This window comes from Fusobacterium sp., assembly GCF_032477075.1.
Lineage (GTDB): Bacteria > Fusobacteriota > Fusobacteriia > Fusobacteriales > Fusobacteriaceae > Fusobacterium_A.
Map to the genome: position 1 here is coordinate 43,876 of NZ_JAWDXO010000016.1, position 15,331 is coordinate 59,206.

Genomic DNA, 15,331 nt, shown 5'->3' on the forward strand with positions numbered 1-15,331 from the left:
TATAATTTAAAGAAAGGAAGTGAATAAATGTTTCAAGATGTAGCAGCGATAAGAGCATTAACATTATCTTTCTTGGCTGGAATGTCAACACTACTTGGGGCTTTTATAATATTTATAACTAATAAAAAAAGTGAAAAACTGGTAACTGTATCACTTGGATTTGCTGGTGGAGTAATGATAAGTGTATCATTCACTGATCTTATGCCCAATGCTAATATTTTACTAGCCGCTTATGCTGGAGAAAAAATAGGAGTAGTTTTAGGGGTAGTTTTTCTTCTCATTGGAGTATTATTGGCAGCCCTTTTAGATAAATTTGTTCCCCATGAAGATGAACCACATGGGGATGGTAAACAACATGAAAATCTATTTAGAGTAGGTTTTGTATCTACTCTTGCTATTGGATTGCATAACTTTCCTGAAGGAATAGCGACATTTATGGCTGGTTATGATAATATGACTTTGGGAATTTCTATTGCATTAGCTATAACTATGCACAATATCCCTGAAGGAATATCTGTAGCTATGCCTATTTATTTTGCTACTGGAAGTAAAATGAAAGCTTTTAAATATACTTTTTTATCAGGAATAGCTGAACCTATTGGAGCTCTTTTAGCTTTCATTATACTTAAACCTTATATAAATGATTTAACTCTTGGTATGATTTTTGGAATTATTTCAGGAATAATGCTCTACATAGCCATTGAAGAACTTCTTCCCAGTTCAAGGCAGTATGGATACACTAAAGAAGCGCTGATAGCAACTTTTGCAGGTATTATATTAATGCCTTTAACACATGTAATATAAAAAATGGATGACTTTTTAAGTAGAAATATAATTCTAACTTTTTAGTCATCCTTCTTTTTATCTGTTCTTTAAATATTCATCTATTATATTTCTAACTCTGCATCACTAAGCCTTTCTTTATGTGGTACATTCCATAATTTCAATACAAATGCTGCTATAAAACTTACTGCTAATGTTATGACCATAACTGTCATGAAAGTATTTACTCTTCCTGTACTTAATAAGATTGGTCCTAATAACAGAGTATAATACTCAACAAAATCTATTGGAGAAGTTACAGCTGCATCTTCTAAAGTTTTTGATTTTCCTTCTGGATCACATATTCTTAGTAGAGTCAACCCAATTGCATATACTCCTGTACAATATCCATATACGAATATACAACGCTCAAACCAATATTTATTATTCAAACGAGGTCCAATAACATACATACAAAGTAATAAACTTCCTAAAGCCATAGCTGATAAGACTATAATAGGCATTGCAAACTGCATAACTATCTCTATTTTTATCCCTGCTACTCCAAAGAATACAAGGAAATCAGTTGCACTTCCACTTATTCTTGAAATAGAACGTTTATCTACATGTTTCCCAATTCCAGAATATTTTAATAATTGTGTCATAGCAACTGCTATAAGAAATGCCCATAGATATGTAGGCATTGTAGAAAGATATATCCTTACATACTTTATAGTTGCATAAGCTAATCCAGTTGGAATTATTATCATTAAAAAACTCCAAGCTAATGGATCTAAAGCTATTGGACTTACCATTTCTTTTCCCATTTCTGGTTCATTATTTTCTGGCATCCATCCAGTTTTAAATTGTTCAGGCAAAGCATCAAATCTATTTACAAAACTTGTATATTTCTTATTAGTTGCATTTTTTATCATTATTATTCCACCAATAAGTCCTATAAGAACTCCTACAGTAGCAAATGTCATTCCAACATCAGTAGCTCCTGTCCAACCAGTTGCCTCTGTTACTGCTGATCCAAATGCCGCATTAGTTCCATGCCCTCCAACAAAACCTCCACCAACTAGAATTGTAAACCCTTCTGGCAGTTTCATTATAAATTTATTAATAATATAAACTCCTACACCAATTGGCACTATATACACTAATATTGATGCAATAGAACGATAAATATATAAGGCAAGTATTCTTTTTAAACTTTCTCCTTTTGATTCTTTTAACTCTCCAAGTCTTTTTTCTTCTTTAACTACAGAAAAGCTTCCATAAGCAATAGCTGAGAATACAATAACCATAAATGCTGATGTATAATTTCCCATATGACTTGAAAAACGGAAAATATTTACCCCATATGGCCCTAAAGCTAATCCTATAAATCCTGCTATTAAACTTGATGGTATATACAAGTTTTGTAAAAATTTAACTTTACTCCTCAACATATGTCCTAAAAAAATAAGTACTGCTGCTTTCATTAAATCTAAAAACAACACTTCAATACTAAAATCCATAATTACCTCCTATAATAAAATTTTCCCCTTTTACTTTTTAGAAAAAAATGGATAAAGTGAAATGCTCTGATCTTAGCTTTTTTCTTACTTTATCCATCCTTCTAAAGTACAATCTATGTTTGGATATATGATTGGCTATTTTTTACAAGTTGTAGGTTTTGATGAAGTACTTGTAGCTTTAGGTGCTATATCATAAGTTCCTTCTTCTAATCCTAACATCTCTTCTGGAGTTACCCATTCTCTTCCTTGAATAGCTGATGTTTCTTCATGTGTAAGTATTCCCATATATGAAGTCATACTTCTTCTAAGATATCCATTAAGTCTGCATGCTTCTTTTACACCATTTTGAACTATTGATTTAAAATGTTCTATAACACTTGCTGCATAAGCTATAGATGTAGTTTTTGAAGCTGCTCCTGGTATATTATCCACTCCATAGTGTACTATTCCATCTACAACAAATGTTGGATTTTCATGAGTAGTATGATGATAAGTTTCAATAGCTCCTCCTACATCAGCACTTACATCCACTATTACTGAACCTTTTTTCATCATAGAAAGCATTTCTCTAGTTACTAAATGATCTTTTCTATGTTTAGGCCATTTTACACAGTTTATTATTATATCTAGATTAGGCATTAAAGATTTTATATTTGCTGAGTTAGATATCATTGTATTGATTCCAGGATATTTTTCTATTAAATCTCTCAATATTTTTACATTTATATCCATAACTGTTATGTTAGCTCCCAGTCCATAAGCTAATTGCAATGCTCCTGTTCCTGCAAGTCCAGCTCCTATAATAAGGATATTTGCTGCTGGTGCTCCTCCTGCTCCACATATTAATTGTCCAGATCCACCATTAGTTCTTAACAGATGTTCAGCACCTTTTAAAAGTCCTAATTTTCCAGCTATTTCACAGTTAGGTGATCCATATCTGTGAGTATCTTCTGCTGTAAAAGCTATAACTTTTGATTTTAATAAAACGTCTACTTCATCTTTTGAAGCTGCTGGGTGAAGACAAGTAAATATTATCTGTCCTTCTCTTAAAAGATCAAATTCACATTCCTCTAACTCTTTTACTTTTGTAACAAAGTCACAAGTTGCATAAATCTCTTTCATATCTTTTGCTATTTTTGCTCCTGCTTTTGCATAATCTGCATCTTCAAAACTTGCACCAGCGCCAGCACCAGTTTCTACATATACTTCTGCTCCTAGAGAAATTAGTTCAGCTGCCTCATTAGGTGTCATTATTGTTCTAAACTCTCCATCTTTAATATCTTTTAATAATCCTACTTTCATTTTATCCTCCTTGGTATATTGCTTTATTTATGCCTTAATATAAAGCAATAACTATGCCAATAAATAATATTTTTTTTGTGGCCCAAAAGAGATAAAATATGTCATTATTTTAAAAAATTTTTTAAAATTTTAATTTTTTGTATTATTTTTATGATGAAATTTCTGATTTAATTCATTATAAATTATATATATTGCTCATATTTGGGCAATTTAATGCCAGTTTTTGATTTTCTAATCATATTTGAGCAAAAAAGAAAAGCCCAGAAATTTAATTGCAAAATTTCCAGGCTGAATAATTTTTTATTCGTATTTTATTTTAATTGCCAAAAAACTTCTTAAATAAAGGATCTAAAGATGGATCATGTACAATATAACCAACTGCTACCTTATTATCTGTCATCTTAACTATTTCATCTGCTTTTTCTTTTCCAAAAGCACCACATAATTCTATTGCTCCAACTCCTTCTTCCATTAAATATTTTATTTTATCTTTCATTTCATCAAAGTTCTTCACAGTACAAATATAAGTTACCTGATTTTCAGTTTCAAATACAGCCTTGTGCTCTTCTGGAGTATAATGATTTCCCATAAGTATAAATGCAAATTTCTTTTTCAATATTCTCATCTCCTATAATTCATATTGTTTTATTTTTCTTTGTAAAGTTTGTCTCGGTATTTTCAGTATCAATGAAGCTTTTGTTATATTATGTGCAGATATTTCCAAAACCTTTTCTATCATACTTTTTTCATACTCCTCTACCATTGTTTTTAAATCTTTAACAGGAAGCTCTGTTTTTTGTTTTTTCTTTCCTGTTATTTCTATCCACTTTCTTTCTAAATCTGAAAATTCAAGTTTCTCTTCATCTGGTCTTATAACACTCATACCAAAAGCTACTATATGTTCTATTTCTCTTACATTACCTGGCCAATCATATGTTTGAAATGTCTGACATATATCACTTGAAATATATCTGACATTCTTCTCAAGAAGTTCATTGTACTTAGCAACAAAATAATTTACAAGAACAGATATATCATCTTTTCTTTCTCTCAATGGAGGAATAGTTATATTTAAAACACTAAGCCTATAGTAAAGGTCCATTCTCAATTCTTTGTCTTCTATAGCTTTCATAGGATCTTTATTCAATGCAGCAATTATTTTAACATTGATATCTATTACATCCTTTGCTCCTATTCTTCTGATTTTATTCTCCTGCAGTGCTCTCAATAATTTAGATTGCAGGTTCATTGGCATAGAATTGATTTCATCTAAGAAAATAGTTCCTCCATCTGCTGTCTCCAACAATCCTGGACTATCTACTGCCCCTGTAAAAGCACCTTTTGATGTTCCAAAAAATATACTTTCAAGAAGATTTTCAGGTATAGCTGCACAGTTTTGAGCTATAAAAGGTCTATCTTTTCTTTTACTTTCATTATGTATAGCCTGAGCAAAAAGTTCTTTCCCAGTTCCTGTTTCTCCATAAATCATTACTGGAAGATATGAATCAGATATGGTTTTTATGAATTCTTTTAACTGCTTCATTTCAAAATTATTAGTAATAATATTATTGAGAGTGTATTTTGCACCATTTTTATTTAAAGAAAGATTTTTTAAATTTATTTTTTTTAATTCATCTAAACTTATCTCAGTATCTTTTTCAAATTTTTTAGAATCACTCATTTCTTCTGAAGATAAATCAATGGCTCCTACTATCCTTCCTCCTGATTTTATAGGTATTGACAATGAAGAGATTAATATCTCCTTATGATTTTTGGGTTTTAATTTTTGATTTTTAACATATATAGGCATTTCTAATTCCATAGCTCTATACATACTACTTTTATTTCCAGAAAGATTTTCATATATCTCATAGAAATTCTTGCCTATTATCTCATAACCTACATTATTACTGTTAAGTTTACTATTAAACTTAACAGTAAATAATATTTCTCCCTTTGTATCAATAATTGTTATTCCATCAATATAACCTTTTTCCCCAAAAAGATTTTTTATAAGTTCCATGGCTGCTCCTTAGTTTCTCCCCCAGTTATTTTATTATTATCTATTACTATAATAGCATATTTTATTATATTTTTAAAACAATTTAGTATGATGATAACCATAATTTTCATTTTATTTACAGTGTATAATATACTCTCTTAAATTTTAAAATTAAAAGCTCTTATTTAATCAAGACTGAAATGTATTTATTTACGTTTTTCAAAATTTAGTATATAATATAGTATATTTTTAAAAATGATATAATTTCATCAGAGGAGGAATAAATGAATAAAATAGATAGAAGAAAACTTATAGAAACTGCTCTTGGAAAAAGAGAGGCTACTTTAAAGTTAGAGAATGCTAATCTTGTAAATGTTTTTTCTGGAGAAATCTATATGGCTAATCTATATCTATACAATGAATATATTGCAGATGTAGTAGAAATTGAAAATGATAAAAATAAAAAAGCTGAAAAAATTGTAGATTTAAAAGGACAATTTCTTGCTCCTGGATTTATTGACTCACATCTTCATATAGAAAGCAGTCATTTAACTCCATATCACTTTGCTGAAGCTGTTATTCCAAAAGGAACTACTACCATAATAGCAGACCCACATGAGATAGGAAATGCTTTGGGAGAAGAGGGTATTGATTATATGCTTGAAGCTTCTGAAAATCTTCCTATGAACCAATATTTTCTTATTCCTTCATGTGTTCCATCAGTAGTGGGACTTGAAACTACTGGAGTTGAACTTACAGCTGATATGATAGACAGAATGTTGGATAAAGACAGAGTTTTAGGATTGGGAGAAGTAATGGACTATGTTGGTGTCATCAATTCTGACAAGAGAATGGAAGATATAATAGATGCTGCATATCAAAAAAATAAATTTCTTCAAGGTCATGCTCCCGAAGTGATTGGTGAAGATCTTTCTGCTTATCTATGTGGTGGTCCTGTATCATGTCATGAAGTAAGAAATGGAATCCATGCAAAAGAAAAAATAAGAAAAGGAATGATTGTAGATGCTAGAGAAAGCTCTATGTCTAAGAATATCACTTCTATTGTTGAAAATATAAAAGATCTTAAATCTCCTAGAAATTTAACTTTATGTACAGATGATAGAGAACCTAAAGATATTCTTGAGAAGGGTCATATAAATGATTGTGTAAGAGTTGCTATAAAAGCTGGTCTTGATCCAATAGAGGCAATAAGAGCAGTCACTTTAAATACTGCTCAAGCTTATCATTTAGAAAAGTTAGGAGCCATAGCACCAGGATATTTTGCTGATATGGTAGTTTTTGATAATCTTAAAGATATCAATGTCAAATCTGTATATTATAAAGGTAAATTAGTTGCTGAAAATGATCAAATGACTTTTGAAATTAAAAAACCTATTATTGAAATAGAAAATAGAAATACTGTAACTATAAAGGATTTTTCTGTAGAAGATTTTAAAATAAAAGTCCCTGTAGAAAATGGAAAAATTAAAATTACTGGTATGGAATATACAGACAGAGTAAGAAGTATTACTAGAAAAAAAGTATTTGAAGTTCCTGTAAAAGATGGATACATTGATCTTAACAGAACTGAACTAAACTTTGTTGCTATTGCCAACAGATACCATAATGATAATATAGCTTTAGCTGTAGTTGAAAATTTCTATATGGCAAAGGGAGCTGTAGGAACTACTTACTCTCATGATTCTCATAATATTACTATAATATATAATGACCCTCAGGATGCTGTCATTATCTCTAAAAGAATAGCTGAAATAGGTGGAGGAGTTGTTGTAGCTGAAAATGGAAAGATAGTAGATGAACTTCCATTTCCAATAGCTGGTATGCTTTCTCAAAACTCTGCTAAAGATGTCAGTTTAGATATTCAAAGAATGAATGCTCTTCTTAGAACTTATGGTATAGAAACTGACAGTCCAATAACTAGACCTAGTACTCTGGCCCTTATTGTTATTCCAGAGGTAAAGATGAGTGATCTTGGACTTATAGATGTAGTCAATCAAAAAGTTATTAAGCAATTTTAAATAATATTTTTTAACGAGGGGGAAAAACAAAAAAATGAACAGTGAAAATCAAGGTTTCTTGGATAATTTCTTCAAAATAACAGAAAGAGGAAGCAATATCAAAGTTGAAATGGGAGCTGGATTGGCTACTTTTATGACTATGTCATATATCTTAATAGTTCATCCATTGATTATGAAAGGGGCAGGTATGCCTGCTAACCAAGTCTTTACAGTAACTGCTATTACATCTTGTATCTTTACACTTCTTATGGGACTTTATGCTAAACTTCCTTTTGCTCTTGCACCAGCTATGGGAAGTAATGCTTTCCTTGCTATGACATTAGTTGGAAGTGGTGCTGTAACATGGCAGCAAGGTCTTGCTATGAACTTTGTATCTGGAATAATCTTCCTTCTTATGTCTATATTTGGTTTTAGAGAAGTTATTGTAAAATTTCTTCCTAAAAGTTTAAAGTTAGGTATAGGAGCAGCAGTTGGAATTTTTCTTATTGAGTTAGGTTTTAAAAATGGCGGACTTATGAAAGCTGTAAATGGTTCTGTATCAATTGGTGATTTAAGTAATCCAGCAGCTATGACTGCACTTTTTGGTATTTTTATTACAGCTATACTTGCTGCTAGAAAAGTAAAATGTGATATGCTTCTTGGAATAGTTTCTGCAACTCTTATAGGAATTCCTTTAGGGGTTACAAAAATACCTGCCAGCTTTATAGCTATGCCTAGTACTATCAGTGATATCGCCTTAAAACTAGATTTTTCAAATATATTAAGCATAAAAGTACTCCCTATACTTTTTGTATTCTTTGTTGGAGATTTTTTCTCAACATTAGGAACGTTACTGGGGGTTTCTGAAAAAGCTGGTCTTTTAGATAAAAATGGAGATCTTCCTGATATTCAAAAACCTTTTCTGGTAGATGCTCTTGGTACAGTAGTTGGTGCTGCTATGGGAACTACTACTATTACTACATTTGTTGAATCTGCTGCTGGGGTTGGTGCTGGTGGAAGAACAGGACTTACTGCAGTTTCTACTGGAATCTTATTCTTCTTTAGTTTATTTTTGAGCCCATTAGCTCTTATGGTACCTGCTGCTGCAACTGCTCCAGCTCTTATCATAATGGGAATTCTTATGCTTGGTGGAATGAGAAATATTGAATATGACAACTTCACTGAATCATTTCCTGTATTTTTTATGATTATCTGTACAGCATTTACTAACAGTATTTCTAATGGAGTTGGTGCTGGAATAATTTCTTATGCTGTAGTTAAAATCGGTGCTGGAAAAGCTAAAGAAGTAAGTATTGGACTATATGTTCTTGCTGCTATTATGGTATTTTACTTTATAAAATAAAATATCTTATTTCATATTATATAGTAATTAAAGTTTTAGAAATTAATAGATTTTTCTATTAAAAATTTCTAAAACTTTTTTTATTATATTTTAATTTCATATACAAAAAAGCTGGCTTTAATTAGCCAGCTTTTATAAATTTTAATATTCTTCTTCTAATCTTCTATGATGAGATATCTTTTCTCTTCCTACCATATCTGAATAGCCTATTCCACTATTTTCTATAACTTTTAGAACACTCTTTGCCTTTAAAGCAGTAGCAAGATTTAAAGCAGTTCTTTGATGATTATTTTTGATATTAACTTCTCCTCCAAATTCTAAAAGAAGTTCCATTATTTTTCCTAAATCTTTTATTGCTGCTATATGCACAGGTGTATCTCCATCTTTGTTTTTAGCATTAGGATCAGCTCCACAATATACCAAAGCATCTATAAAATCATATGCTCCATCTTCAACACAATAATGTAGAATAGTATTTCCATTTTCATCAATTTCCTCAATGCTATCCATATCTAAATTTTCTTTAAATGCTTTTAAATCATTTTCTTCTAAAAATTTCAAAAGTTCCATTTGTCACCTCTAAAAATATTCTCCTTTTAATTTTTTTAATTACATATTTTTAAAAATCCTCAAAACTCTATCTTAATAGCTTCCTATCTTCAGTAACCACTCTCCTCTAAGCAAAGTGGTGGTTCAATCTCTAATTTGCATTTCTTTCCTTTCCATGCTTCAATCAGAACAAGATTAGAATTTTTCTCCTTAGAAAAATAAACAAACCTTACCCTTTTAAGAGAGAACCCACTATCTTCAAGAATTCTTGATATATCTGTGAATCTATAACTTCTATGAACTAAGGAAAAGCTTCCAATTGGCTTTAAAAGTCTTTTTGCATTTTGTACCAATTGAAAAAGATTTAACTCTATTTCATGTCTTGCTATAGATTTGCAGCTAAGGATATTTTGTTTCTTCCCATCCACTTTCATATATGGAGGGTTTGAAACTATATAATCAAAAGAATTTCCCATAGAGTATTCTTTGACATCACCATGTACTATTTTTATATTTTTATTGAGAAAGTTGAACTCAATATTCTTTTCAGCCAACTCAACATTCTCTTCTTGTATATCAATTCCAGTTATATTTTCTCCTTTTTCTTTTGAAAAAAGAAGTATAGGAATAATTCCGTTTCCAGTTCCTATATCTAGTATCTTGCCTTTTTTAGGATAAGCAAAAAAATCTGATAAGATTACTGCATCTACAGAAAATCTAAACCCATCTTTCTTTTGAATAAGCTTATATTTTCCAGTCAGCAATGTAATATCTTCATTTGCTAACATTATTTACTCCTTTTCAAGTTCTTTATGTTCAAGTTCTTCTTGAGTCTTTTCACTTTTTAGTTTACTTGCCTCTTTTTTATTGAACTTTACTTCATCAATCTCAAATTTCATAATACCTATATTTTCCACATCAACAAAAAGAAAACCATTTAATGGACTTATACTTATCACTTTTCCATCTCCTTTTATTGTTCTTACATGTTGATTTACAGCTGGGTAACTTTTTAATACTTGCTCATATTGACTGTATTCATAATTTATACAGCAAAGAAGTCTTCCACAAACTCCAGATATCTTAGCTGGATTTATTACAAGTCCTTGATCTCTTGCCATTTTAATAGATACTGAATCAAATTTATTTATAAAAGTTCTGCAGCATAATTCTTTCCCACAAATACCAATAGTTCCTAATATTCTTGCTTCATCTCTTACACCAATCTGTCTAAGTTCTATTCTTAGTTTGAAGATATTAGCTAAATCTTTTACTAATTCTCTAAAGTCTATCCTTCCCTCAGCAGTAAAATAAAAAATAAGCTTAGTTTTATCAAAAGTATATTCAGTACCTACAAGTTTCATAGGAAGTTTGTGGTGTATTATTCTTTCTTTACATTGGATATTAGCTTTAGCTGATTCTTCCTTCAATTCATTATATCTTTCTATTTCTTGTTCATCAGCTTTCTTGAGAACAGGTTTTAAAGGAAGGACAAGCTGCTCCTCCTTCATCATCATAGGCTCTCCATAGACAATTCCTATCTCTTTTCCTCTGACTGTATCAACAATTACTTTATCACCTTTTTTATATTCAATATCATCCACAACTTCAAAGTAATATCTTTTTTTAGTTATTTCAAACATTACTCCAAGTACTTTATATAGCTTTTTTTCTGCTGGAACAGAAATAGTTTCATTTGAAACAATTTTCTGTTCTACTCTGTTTTCTTCCATTAATTCCTCCTAATATTCTATCAATCCTTCTTCTAAAAAACTAAAATAGGAATTTTTTGTAATTATTATATGGTCAATCAGTCTTATATCTAAATTTTTAAGACTATCATACATATGTTGTGTCAGTTCTATATCTTGCTTTGATGGACTTATATTTCCAGAGGGATGATTATGGGCAAAAACTACTGATTTAGCTCCATTCTTTATTATTCTCTCAACTATCTCTCTTGGATAAACTGCACTTTTATCTATTGTACCATAAAAAAGCGTTTCGCTTGCTATTAAATTATTTGCTGAATTTAAAAACAGCACTTTAAATTCTTCTCTTTTAGAAAAACCTATATCTCCTCTCAAATAAGATATCAAGTCATTTTTACTCTTTATATTTAAAATATCATTGTCTTCCAAATTTTCCTTAAAACTATTTTTAGCTATATCTCCCATTAATTTAAGAAAAACAGCACTGCTTTCTCCTATTCCATCTATTTTTATTAATTCCTTTATATCTGCACCAAATATTTTTCCCATTGAGCCAAATACTTCTAAAAGTTTTTTTGCTATAGGTTTAACATCCTTTCTAAGAATTGAATATGTGAGAAGTATTTCTAGTATTTCATACTCATGAAAAGCATTATAGCCACTTTTTATATATTTTTCTTTAAGTCTTTTTCTATGTCCCTCTGAAGAATATTTTTCCATATCTTCACCTAAAGAAAAAGTTCATACACTGCTGTTGGTGTTTTCATTCCATTTATTACTTCTATTGCACAATCAATTATAGGATAAGCAAGTACTGCTCCTGTTCCCTCTCCCAGTCTCATTTTCATATTAAAAAATGCCTCTTCTCCCAGTTCTTTTAATACTAATTCCATTCCTGGTTCTTCACTCATATGAGTTGCAATTATATAATCTTTTATCTTTGGTTCTATTTTACAAGCTGCCAAAGCTGCTACACTTGATATGAAACCATCTACAAGCATAGGTTTTTTGTATCTTGCTGCTCCAATATACATTCCTACCATACAGGCTATATCTAATCCACCTACATGAGCTAGTACATCTACTATCTCCATATTAAATGTATCATATTTTTCGCAAGATTCAACTATTATTTTTTTCTTTTTAATAAGACCACTGTCAGAAAGTCCTCCCCCTCTGCCAACTATCTTATCTATATCTCCTTTTGTAAAAGAATATAGAACTGCTGAGCTTGTTGAAGTATTCCCTATTCCCATTTCTCCATTTGAAAAAATATCATATCCTGCTTCTGCTTTTTCCTTTATCAATTCTATTCCTACCATTATTGCTTTTACACATTCTTCCTGTGTCATTGCTGCTTCTTTATAAAAGTTATTGGTTCCTTTTTTTACATTTTTTCTATATAAATTAGTATAATCTCTAGGGATAGAATCTTTTATTCCTATATCCACAAGATTGAAATCTACTCCTAATGTTTTTGTTAAAAGACCTATGGCTGCTATTTTATTGAGCATAGCTTCTGATACTATACGTGTATATTCCAAAGGACATGAAGAAATTCCTTCTTCTATTACTCCATTATCTGCTGATGCTACTATATGACATCTTCTATTTATTTTTTTCACAGGAAACCCACCAATTCCTGCAAGTTTAATTGCTATATCTTCAAGAGTTCCAAGACTCCCATTAGGCTTCATTTTTCTGTCAAGTTCTTCCTGTGCTGCTCTTACAGCCTCTCTATCTGCCCCTTCTATTCCTCCAATAATTTTTTTTAACTCTTCCATCTTATCACCCTATGTTTAGTCCTTTTAATATTGGAAAATCATCTGCAAATTCTATTATACAGATGCCTCCATTTTCTACACTATATTTCCAGTAACTTTCCAGCTTATCTGAAAAATACCAGCTCAATATACAGTTGATGACACCCCAATGAGTCACCACTAGATTATTTTTTGTTTTATCAAGACTTTCTATAAATTCTACAGCTCTGCCTTGAAGTCCCTCCAGACTTTCTCCAGTAACAAAATCAAATGTTTTCCACTCATTTTTACTTTTTTCACACTCTTCTGGATATTTTTCCTTTATTTCTCTATAACTTAACCCTTCAAAGATTCCAAAATCTATTTCCTGAAGTCTTTTATCATATTTAACAGGAAGCTTTAGATAATTTACTAGCTCTGCTGTTTCTGATGCTCTCAAAAGATCACTTGAATAAACTGCATCATAACCATATTCTTTTAATATATTACTTGACTTTTTACATTGTAATCTTCCTATCTCATTGAGACTTGGATCAAGTTTTCCAAAAAATATTCCTTCAACATTCATTTGAGTCTGGCCATGCCTGACAATTATCAATTTTCCCACTTTATACCACCTAGACAGCTGCTAATATATATATAACAAACATAGCTATTATCTCTGAAAGTTCTACTACTGCACCTAAAGTATCTCCTGTAATACCACCAATTTTTCTAGTCATAAGTTTCGCATAAAAAAATCCTAACAACATTATTATTGGTATCACAATCAAAATTGTATAAGGAAGTCCAAATAAATAGGCTGCTCCTCCAACAAATACTGCTGTCAATATTGTTGCAATAACTACTTCTCCTCCATTAGTATGATCTACAAAAGTTTTTCCCATTCCAGTAGATCTTGCATATGGAGCTGAAGCACAGTTTACCACACTGTTTAATCTCGCTATAACTGGAACTATAAGAAGAAGTATTCCCATATTAAGCCCAGCAAATTCTGATATTTCCACTAAAAGAACTACTTTCAACATAAAATATAATATAAGAACAAGTCCACCATTGGTACCTAATCTTGAATCTTTCATTATATCAAGCATCTTCTGCTTACTTCTGTAGCTGAATATTCCATCAAATGTATCTGCCAACCCATCTAAATGAAGTCCTCCTGTCAATACTACTTCTATAATTACCAATAGTACTGCCATGACCATTGGTGAGTATACAACAGTATACAGCAACCAGAATGCTCCAAAAAGTATAAGCCCTATTATCATTCCAATTACTGGAAAAAATTTCATGCTTTTTCCTAATTCATCAGAATCAAATTTTGGATCAAATCCAATAGGAAGTCTAGTCATAAATCTAAAAAGTAACAATATTCCTTTCATTAAATATCCTCCTAAAACTATTTTAATTTCATCTTTATTCCAGAAACCACAAAATATGCTTCATCAGCTTTAGCTGCTACCATCTGATTCATTCTTCCACATATATCTCTAAAATGTCTTCCCAGAGCATAGGCAGGAATTATTCCCATACCTATTTCATTGGAAACTACAACAATATCCTGATCTGATGATTTTATATATTCCAGAAGTTTTTCTACTTCTTTTTTTATATCATTTTCTATCAATGTAAGTTCTTCATCAAGCATATGATCCCAATCATACTCTTTTTCCATTATCATAAGATTAGTTATCATATTTGTCAGACAATCCAACAGAATAACTCCTTCTTTTTTAATATGAAATTTTATGAGTTCTACTGTATTTTTGTACCCCTCTATAGTAATCCAATTCTCCCCTCGCTGTTCTCTATGCTTAGCTACACGGGCTTTCATTTCATCATCAAATATAATTGCAGTTGCCAAGTAAATTCTATTTTTATATTCTTTATCTATTATATACTGCTCTGCATGTCTACTTTTTCCACTTCGAGATCCTCCAGTAAAGTAAATAATTCTTCCCAATTTGTCATCTCCTCTACTTTATTTCAATGAATTAATTATATCATATTTTTCTAGATTTTACACTTGATTTTCTCCTTATACCCTATGTTAAACAAAAAGCCTCTCAATTATTTTTAGTTGAGAGGCTGATGTATTAATATATTTTTAATAGTAATAATTATTATTATATGAATTAGAAGTAGTAACAAAAAGAAAATAATAAAAGCATTTACTTAATTTCTTTAATACTTAGTGAATATATTATCAAAAAACTAATTCTAAATAAAAATTGCTCCATATTTTTTAAAAAGATTTAATATTATCTTATTATTTGATCCATATTCTTCTTTCAGTTTTTTTAAGCTTTCCTGAATTAGTAAATATTCTTTTTC

The 15,331-nt window shown here is 30.4% G+C and carries 16 protein-coding genes; 3 read left to right on the plus strand and 13 right to left on the minus strand.

From position 1 onward, the window contains the following. The first annotated feature begins 27 nt into the window (after window positions 1-27). Entirely contained in the window at window positions 28-804 is a 777-nt protein-coding gene (zupT, locus tag E6771_RS08415; protein WP_316090828.1) for a zinc transporter ZupT, read from the plus strand. Window positions 805-887: 83 nt separating this feature from the next. Here the strand turns inward: zupT and E6771_RS08420 are convergent, their stop codons facing one another. The 5 genes from E6771_RS08420 to E6771_RS08440 all read right to left on the minus strand — a co-directional run bounded on the left by E6771_RS08420 (window position 888) and on the right by E6771_RS08440 (window position 5,720). Then, a complete protein-coding gene (locus E6771_RS08420; protein ID WP_316090829.1) occupies window positions 888-2,285 on the minus strand; it encodes a sodium/glutamate symporter in 1,398 nt (465 codons plus the stop codon). 135 nt (window positions 2,286-2,420) lie between these two features. Then, on the minus strand, window positions 2,421-3,587 hold the full coding sequence (locus E6771_RS08425) for an alanine dehydrogenase (protein ID WP_316090830.1): 1,167 nt from the start codon (window positions 3,585-3,587) through the stop codon (window positions 2,421-2,423). Between the two features lie 316 nt (window positions 3,588-3,903). Further along, window positions 3,904-4,203, minus strand: coding sequence for a DUF6506 family protein (locus E6771_RS08430; protein ID WP_316090831.1), 300 nt, complete (start codon window positions 4,201-4,203; stop codon window positions 3,904-3,906). Between the two features lie 12 nt (window positions 4,204-4,215). Further along, window positions 4,216-5,610 carry a sigma-54 interaction domain-containing protein gene (locus tag E6771_RS08435; protein WP_316090832.1) on the minus strand — a complete coding sequence of 465 codons (1,395 nt, stop codon included), beginning with the start codon at window positions 5,608-5,610 and terminating at the stop codon, window positions 4,216-4,218. Beyond that, window positions 5,598-5,720 carry a hypothetical protein gene (locus tag E6771_RS08440; protein ID WP_316090834.1) on the minus strand — a complete coding sequence of 41 codons (123 nt, stop codon included), beginning with the start codon at window positions 5,718-5,720 and terminating at the stop codon, window positions 5,598-5,600. Before E6771_RS08440 ends, E6771_RS08435 begins: the two co-directional genes overlap by 13 nt. Before the next feature lie 153 nt (window positions 5,721-5,873). Here E6771_RS08440 and ade point away from each other — a divergent pair, with 153 nt between their 5' ends. Further along, entirely contained in the window at window positions 5,874-7,628 is a 1,755-nt protein-coding gene (gene ade, locus E6771_RS08445) for an adenine deaminase (RefSeq protein WP_316090835.1), read from the plus strand. 34 nt (window positions 7,629-7,662) lie between these two features. Beyond that, window positions 7,663-8,970 (plus strand): NCS2 family permease, encoded by a 1,308-nt coding sequence (locus tag E6771_RS08450; protein WP_316090836.1) that lies wholly within the window; start codon window positions 7,663-7,665, stop codon window positions 8,968-8,970. Window positions 8,971-9,111: 141 nt separating this feature from the next. Here E6771_RS08450 and E6771_RS08455 read toward each other — a convergent pair whose 3' ends face one another. The 8 genes from E6771_RS08455 to cobU form a co-directional block, all read right to left on the minus strand. Next, window positions 9,112-9,540 carry an ankyrin repeat domain-containing protein gene (locus E6771_RS08455; protein WP_316090837.1) on the minus strand — a complete coding sequence of 143 codons (429 nt, stop codon included), beginning with the start codon at window positions 9,538-9,540 and terminating at the stop codon, window positions 9,112-9,114. Window positions 9,541-9,629: 89 nt separating this feature from the next. Continuing rightward, window positions 9,630-10,307, minus strand: coding sequence for a tRNA1(Val) (adenine(37)-N6)-methyltransferase (locus tag E6771_RS08460; protein WP_316090838.1), 678 nt, complete (start codon window positions 10,305-10,307; stop codon window positions 9,630-9,632). A gap of 3 nt (window positions 10,308-10,310) precedes the next feature. Next, complete coding sequence (locus E6771_RS08465) at window positions 10,311-11,252, minus strand: stage 0 sporulation family protein (protein WP_316090839.1); 942 nt, start codon at window positions 11,250-11,252, stop codon at window positions 10,311-10,313. A gap of 9 nt (window positions 11,253-11,261) precedes the next feature. Next, window positions 11,262-11,951 (minus strand): RadC family protein, encoded by a 690-nt coding sequence (radC, locus tag E6771_RS08470; RefSeq protein WP_316090840.1) that lies wholly within the window; start codon window positions 11,949-11,951, stop codon window positions 11,262-11,264. A gap of 8 nt (window positions 11,952-11,959) precedes the next feature. Continuing rightward, entirely contained in the window at window positions 11,960-13,015 is a 1,056-nt protein-coding gene (cobT, locus tag E6771_RS08475) for a nicotinate-nucleotide--dimethylbenzimidazole phosphoribosyltransferase (protein WP_316090841.1), read from the minus strand. Window positions 13,016-13,019: 4 nt separating this feature from the next. Next, the gene (locus E6771_RS08480; protein WP_316090842.1) at window positions 13,020-13,601 is read right to left on the minus strand and encodes a histidine phosphatase family protein; all 582 of its coding nucleotides are present in this window, start codon (window positions 13,599-13,601) and stop codon (window positions 13,020-13,022) included. A gap of 10 nt (window positions 13,602-13,611) precedes the next feature. Continuing rightward, window positions 13,612-14,379 (minus strand): adenosylcobinamide-GDP ribazoletransferase, encoded by a 768-nt coding sequence (gene cobS, locus E6771_RS08485; RefSeq protein WP_316090843.1) that lies wholly within the window; start codon window positions 14,377-14,379, stop codon window positions 13,612-13,614. A gap of 17 nt (window positions 14,380-14,396) precedes the next feature. Further along, window positions 14,397-14,960: a bifunctional adenosylcobinamide kinase/adenosylcobinamide-phosphate guanylyltransferase gene (gene cobU, locus E6771_RS08490; protein WP_316090844.1), complete on the minus strand. Its 564-nt coding sequence runs from the start codon at window positions 14,958-14,960 to the stop codon at window positions 14,397-14,399. Window positions 14,961-15,331: the final 371 nt, after the last annotated feature.

Excerpts from the sequence above, each read along its gene's own strand:
- zupT (WP_316090828.1), top strand. The coding sequence starts at position 28 with ATGTTTCAAGATGTAGCAGCGATAAGAGCATTAACATTATCTTTCTTG.
- E6771_RS08420 (WP_316090829.1), bottom strand. The coding sequence starts at position 2,285 with ATGGATTTTAGTATTGAAGTGTTGTTTTTAGATTTAATGAAAGCAGCA.
- E6771_RS08425 (WP_316090830.1), bottom strand. The coding sequence starts at position 3,587 with ATGAAAGTAGGATTATTAAAAGATATTAAAGATGGAGAGTTTAGAACA.
- E6771_RS08435 (WP_316090832.1), bottom strand. The coding sequence starts at position 5,610 with ATGGAACTTATAAAAAATCTTTTTGGGGAAAAAGGTTATATTGATGGA.
- E6771_RS08440 (WP_316090834.1), bottom strand. The coding sequence starts at position 5,720 with ATGAAAATTATGGTTATCATCATACTAAATTGTTTTAAAAATATAATA.
- ade (WP_316090835.1), top strand. The coding sequence starts at position 5,874 with ATGAATAAAATAGATAGAAGAAAACTTATAGAAACTGCTCTTGGAAAA.
- E6771_RS08450 (WP_316090836.1), top strand. The coding sequence starts at position 7,663 with ATGAACAGTGAAAATCAAGGTTTCTTGGATAATTTCTTCAAAATAACA.
- E6771_RS08455 (WP_316090837.1), bottom strand. The coding sequence starts at position 9,540 with ATGGAACTTTTGAAATTTTTAGAAGAAAATGATTTAAAAGCATTTAAA.
- E6771_RS08460 (WP_316090838.1), bottom strand. The coding sequence starts at position 10,307 with ATGTTAGCAAATGAAGATATTACATTGCTGACTGGAAAATATAAGCTT.
- E6771_RS08465 (WP_316090839.1), bottom strand. The coding sequence starts at position 11,252 with ATGGAAGAAAACAGAGTAGAACAGAAAATTGTTTCAAATGAAACTATT.
- radC (WP_316090840.1), bottom strand. The coding sequence starts at position 11,951 with ATGGAAAAATATTCTTCAGAGGGACATAGAAAAAGACTTAAAGAAAAA.
- cobT (WP_316090841.1), bottom strand. The coding sequence starts at position 13,015 with ATGGAAGAGTTAAAAAAAATTATTGGAGGAATAGAAGGGGCAGATAGA.
- cobS (WP_316090843.1), bottom strand. The coding sequence starts at position 14,379 with ATGAAAGGAATATTGTTACTTTTTAGATTTATGACTAGACTTCCTATT.